The sequence below is a fragment of the Beijerinckia sp. L45 genome (assembly GCF_009765775.1).
Classification (GTDB): domain Bacteria; phylum Pseudomonadota; class Alphaproteobacteria; order Rhizobiales; family Beijerinckiaceae; genus RH-AL1.
The window spans coordinates 1-5322 of record NZ_LMUU01000040.1 but is presented as its reverse complement, the minus strand read 5'-3'; the positions used below and the strand labels follow the sequence as shown (position 1 = coordinate 5322).

Here is a 5322-nt window from a genome sequence, read left to right as displayed (position 1 = left end):
AACCTACTAAGCCAGATCGCGCGCCTGCAGCGTCGCCGCGACGTCGAGCAGCCAGGCGTCCCAGCCCATCGGGGCAATGAGCTGCAGGCCGACCGGCAGGCCGTCGACTTGGCCGGCGGGAATGGTGATCGCGGGCAAGCCGACCACGTTCCACGGCCGTGTCATCGTCAGCAGCGTGCGGGCCACCGGCGCCTCCTGCCCCTCGAGCGTCAGCGTCCGCTCCTGCAGCGGCGGCGCGACGATGCCGATCGTTGGCATGGCGAGGAGATCGAAGCGCTCGAAAAACACGGCGAGCGTCGCCTGCAGCTGCTTGCGCTGCTTCAGCGCCCGCACGTATTCCCATCCCTTGACCATGCCGGCGCTTTGCAGGCGCTCCAGCACTTCGGGATCGAACAGCTCGGGATGCGCGGCAACCCGCTCGGCGTGGACCTCGTAGGCTTCGGCGGACTGGATCGCCGCGATGGCCGAGGCAAAGACCTCGGTGAGCGCGGCCACCTGCGCGACATCGCGCATGGCCTGGCCAAACAAGGCCTCGGCGAACTGGCGAACCTCGGTCACGACGGCGGTATCGCTCGCGCCGAAGCTGCCCGTCGGAATCCAACCGGTCAGCAAGGTCGAGGTGCGCGCCTTCTTGTGCTTGGGCTGCGGCGCCGGATCGCGCAGCAGGGGGAACAAGGCCGCCGCATCCTCGGCGCTGCGTGCGAGAATGCCGACATGATCGAGCGTCGTCGACAGCGGGAACACGCCGCTGGCCGAGATCGCGGCATAGCTCGGCTTGAACCCGGTGAGACCGCAGAGCGCCGCGGGAATGCGGACGGAGCCGCCGGTATCGGTGCCGAGAGCTAGAGGCACCATGCCGCTCGCCACCGCGACGGCGCTGCCGCCGCTGGAGCCGCCGGACATGCGGGACGGATCCCAGGGATTTTTGGCCGCCCCTTGCAGCGAACGGTCGGCCGTCGGCCCATAGGCGAATTCATGGGTGAGCGTCTTGCCGATGACGATCGCGCCGGCTTCCTTCAGCAGGCGCACGCACTCGGCGTCCTCCTTGGGCACATGCGTCTTGAAGTGCGCGGAGCCGACGGTCGTGACCAGGCCGGCCGTATCGATATTGTCCTTCACGGCGACCGGAATGCCCTGCATCGGACCGCGATCGGTCCCCGCCTTGAAGTCGGCGTCCGCCTGCGCGGCGGCGCGCGCGGCGCCCTCACGGTCCACCAGCACGAAGGCGTTCAGAACCGGATTGAGGCGATCGATACTGGCCAGCGCTTCCCGGACCAGTTCGGCTGCGGTGAACGTGCCATCGCGAAGGCCTTGCGCCAGCTCCTTGACGGTGTAGGCAGCGAAAAACCCGGCATCCGGTGGATTAGCAGACATCTTGACCCCGACCATGAGACGACGGCGACCCGCCCCCGTGTCGGGAATCATCGTGCCGTGACGGGGCACTGTCGTGAGCCACCCCGATCCGGTCAACGTGATGAGCGAGCTTATCCGCCGCTCATCACGCGATCGTCAGGCGGCGTAGGCAGGTCTCGGCGCAAGTGCCGCCGCTTTGCGGCCGGGGCGGACGAAGAGCATGGCGGTCATGCCGACGGCAGTGGTGATGCCGGCGGCGATGAACATCGCCTGGTATCCGTAGGCCATGGTCAGCGAGCCGGTGACCGTCGGCGCGAGGACCGAGGCGATCAAAGCGAAGAATAGCATCATGCCACTGAACGTGCCGACCCGGCTGCGCGGCGCGGAGTCGATGACCACCGTCCAGTAGACCGAATTGGGCAAGGTGTTCATCGCATTGGCCACCGTCATCAGGGCGATGGCGACGACGATGTTTTCGGCCTGCGAGACGAAGTAGAAACAGACTGTGGTCAGCAGCAGGCAGGTCGCGGCGAGGCAGCTGCGCGCATAGTACAGTTTTCCGGTGCGCTGGTAGAGCCAGTCCGACAGCCGCCCGCCGATGAGCACGGTGAAGCACGAGCCGGTCCACGGGATCATGCCGATGTACCACAGCGACGTCAGGCTGAAGTGGAACTGGTCCTGGAGATACTTTGGCGTCCAGGTCAGCAGCAGGAACGTCACGTAAATGAAGGCGAAGTAGCCGATCGTGTTGAGCACCAGCGCCGGATTGGTGAAGAAGCTCCACAGCGGCGGCACCGGCTCGTCCGGATGATCCTCCGGCATCAGCACGGTGGCCTGTGCCTCGCGGATTTCCGCGAGCTCCGCCGGGCTGACCCGCGGATTCTCCTCCGGCGTGTTGGTGAAGAGAACCATGAGGACGACGAGCGCGACGAGGCCGGTGCCGCCCAGCACGAAGAACATGATGCGCCAGTCGCCGGTGAGCGTCAGCAGTCCGACGGCGATCGGCGCGGTGAGCAGCGCCCCGAGCGGCGTGCTCAGCAGGCCGACACTCGCCGCGAAGCCTCGCTCGCGCGGCGTCGCCCACACGCCGACCGTCTTGTTGAGCAGCGCATAGGCCGGTCCTTCCGACAGGCCGAACAGGATGCGGATCATCGCGAATCCGACCAGCGCCGAGCCGCCGCCGAACAGCGCGATCCCGATGTTGCCGGCATAGGCCGTGGCGATCTCGAAAAGCGACCACGCGGTACCGGCGATCCACCACACCCGGCGCGCCCCGACCGTGTCGGCGAACGTGCCGCCCAAAACCGCGCCGACCATGTAGCCGTAGCCGAAGTAGCCGAGCACCGCGCCCCATTGCGCCTTGTCGAGGTGGTACTCGCCGATGATCGCGCTTGCCGCATAGGCGATGGCGCCGCGATCGACGTAGTTGATCACGGTCAGCAGCATCATCATCACGAAGATCGTGTAGCGGAAGCGCGATGATATGACGGGCATCATGAATTGGTCCTGGCACGCGGGTTTGGTCGCTCGCGTATACCGCAAGCGTCGTGCCAGGGCCTGCCTTAGTTGTCCCGCAGCCAGTCGAGGACCGGCTCGGTGCTGCGGTCGGGCGGGAAGACGGGATAGAACACGTGCTCGATCACGCCGTCCTTGATCACCAGCGTCGCCCGGCGCAGCAGCCGCATCCCGTCGGCTTCGAAGGTCGGCAGGCGCAGCGCATCGGTGAGCGCGAAGTCGACGTCGCTCAACACGGCGTAGGGCAGATGTAGCCGCTCGGCCATTTCCGCCTGGTAGGCCGTCGTTTGTGTGCTGAGGCCGAGCACGCCGGCGCCCAGCGCCGCGAAGGCCGCGTGCTGATCGCGAAAGGCGCAGTTTTGCGGCGTGCACCCGCGGGCGCCGGGGATCGCGTCCCAGCCGTCCGGCAGCGCCACCCCCGGTTTGCCCGTCATCGGATAGGCGAAGAGCACCGTACGCCCCGCCGGCAAAGCGGCGAGATCGACCGGGTCGCCGAGCGTGGCGCCCAAGGTGAGGGCCGGCATCGCCATGCCGACGAGATGATCGCAGCCGCCGTCATCGACCGGAGCGGGAAGATCGGTAGGAACCGAGGCGAGATCGACCATATGACGTCCTTTATCCGTTGAAACCGGTCTTGCACGGCGTCGCCGGCAGCACGGTGCTCGCGCCGTCGAGGCTGAAGCTCGCCGGCGGAGTCTTGCCGAGCTGCACGCTCATCGTCTTGGCCGTGCGGAGTTTGGCCCACAGGGTCTTGAAGCGTTCCGAACAGGCGGCACAGTCTGTGCCGATCATGCTCGCCTGGTTGGCCTGCAGAGCGAACGTCTCGCTGTCCAGCACCACCTTCACGGCAGAACCCGGTTCGGGGTCCTTGCCGCCGATCGTCACCAGGATGGCGGTGCCGTCGCCACCGTTCTTCGACGCCTCGACATCGCAGGAGATGGTGAATTCGTCGCCCTGGGCGTCATCGACGCGGTATTCGGTGATCCCTTGCGCGGACTCCGTGGTCCAGGCCTGAGCCGAAGCGGTCCCGGCGGAGAGCAGAACGAACGCTCCCACCAGGGCCAGAGCGCGCATCGCTGACATGAAAAGCCTCATATGATCCAATTGCAGATGCCTGCTCTACATATGGATCGCGCGCTTCTCCACGGCCATGGCGGCTTCCTTCACAGCTTCCGACAGGGTCGGGTGCGCGTGGCAGGTGCGGGCCATGTCTTCGGACGAGCCGCCGAACTCCATCAGCAGCGTCGCTTCGGCGATCAGATCGCCCGCGCCCATGCCGATGATGTGGACGCCGAGAACGCGATCGGTCTCGGCATCAGCCAGCACCTTCACGAACCCCTCGGTGTGGCGCATGGCGCGCGCGCGGCCGTTGGCGGTGAAGGGAAACTTGCCGACCTTGTAGGCGACACCGGCGGCCTTCAGCTCCTCTTCCGTCTGGCCGACGGCGGCGACCTCCGGCATCGTATAGACGACGCCGGGGATGGCGCCGTAGTTCACGTGACCATGCTGGCCGGCGAGAATCTCGGCGAGCGCGACGCCTTCGTCCTCGGCCTTGTGGGCCAGCATCGGGCCGCGCACGACGTCGCCGATGGCGTAGATGCCCGGGACGTTGGTGGCGAAATGCGCATCGATCGTCACCCGGCCGCGATCGAGTTCGACACCGGCGGCTTCGAGACCGAGCCCCTCGGTGTGCGGCCGCCGGCCGATGGCCACCAGCACGACGTCGGCATCTAGAGTGGATTGATCGCCGCCCTGCGCCGGCTCGATCGTGACCTTGGCGCCCTTCTTGGTCTTTTCCACGCCGGCGACCTTCTGGCCGAGGTGGAACGCAAATCCCTGCTTCTCCAGCATGCGTTGAAACTGCTTGGCGGTCTCCTCGTCCATGCCCGGCAGGATGCGGTCGAGATACTCGACCACCACGACCTCGGCGCCGAGGCGCTTCCACACCGAGCCGAGTTCGAGGCCGATCACGCCGCCGCCGACGATCAGCAGTTTTTTGGGCACGCTCTCCAGTTCGAGCGCGCCTTCCGAGGACACGATGGTCTTTTCGTCGATCTCGACGCCCGGCAGCTTCGCCACGTCGGAGCCGGTGGCGATGCAGATCGCCTTGGTGTCCAGCGTCTGCTTCGAGCCGTCCGCCGCGGTGACTTCCACCTTGCCGGCGCCCAAAATCGTGCCGAGGCCCATGAAGGTCTCGACCTTGTTCTTCTTGAACAGGAACTGCACGCCGTTGACGTTGGCCGCGACCGTATCGGTCTTGTGCTTCATCATCGCCTTGAGATCGAGTTTTGGCGCGCCGACGCTGATGCCCAGCGCTGGAAAGTCGTGCGAAACCTCGTCGAAGCGCTCGGACGCGTACAGCAGCGCCTTCGAGGGGATGCAGCCGATGTTGAGGCAGGTGCCACCGAAGGTAGCGCGCTTTTCGACGACAGCCACCTTGAGGCCGAGCTGCGC

Annotated in this window: 5 protein-coding genes; all 5 read right to left on the bottom strand. The window is 66.4% G+C overall.

Annotated features, from left to right (window positions below):
- Window positions 1-6 precede the first annotated feature (6 nt).
- A complete protein-coding gene (locus GSQ79_RS04005; protein WP_158807449.1) occupies window positions 7-1374 on the bottom strand; it encodes an amidase in 1368 nt (455 codons plus the stop codon).
- 135 nt (window positions 1375-1509) lie between these two features.
- Entirely contained in the window at window positions 1510-2850 is a 1341-nt protein-coding gene (locus GSQ79_RS04000) for an MFS transporter (protein ID WP_210253005.1), read from the bottom strand.
- 65 nt (window positions 2851-2915) lie between these two features.
- On the bottom strand, window positions 2916-3473 hold the full coding sequence (locus GSQ79_RS03995; protein ID WP_158807448.1) for a peroxiredoxin: 558 nt from the start codon (window positions 3471-3473) through the stop codon (window positions 2916-2918).
- Window positions 3474-3483: 10 nt separating this feature from the next.
- On the bottom strand, window positions 3484-3951 hold the full coding sequence (locus tag GSQ79_RS03990) for a hypothetical protein (protein ID WP_158807447.1): 468 nt from the start codon (window positions 3949-3951) through the stop codon (window positions 3484-3486).
- Window positions 3952-3987: 36 nt separating this feature from the next.
- On the bottom strand, window positions 3988-5322 hold a 1335-nt coding region (lpdA, locus tag GSQ79_RS03985), incomplete at its 5' end, for a dihydrolipoyl dehydrogenase (protein WP_158807446.1).

What these genes read in the sequence shown, in the direction of transcription:
- GSQ79_RS04000 (WP_210253005.1), bottom strand. Translation starts at nt 2,850, where the DNA reads ATGATGCCCGTCATATCATCGCGCTTCCGCTACACGATCTTCGTGATG.
- GSQ79_RS03990 (WP_158807447.1), bottom strand. Translation starts at nt 3,951, where the DNA reads ATGTCAGCGATGCGCGCTCTGGCCCTGGTGGGAGCGTTCGTTCTGCTC.
- GSQ79_RS04005 (WP_158807449.1), bottom strand. Translation starts at nt 1,374, where the DNA reads ATGTCTGCTAATCCACCGGATGCCGGGTTTTTCGCTGCCTACACCGTC.
- GSQ79_RS03995 (WP_158807448.1), bottom strand. Translation starts at nt 3,473, where the DNA reads ATGGTCGATCTCGCCTCGGTTCCTACCGATCTTCCCGCTCCGGTCGAT.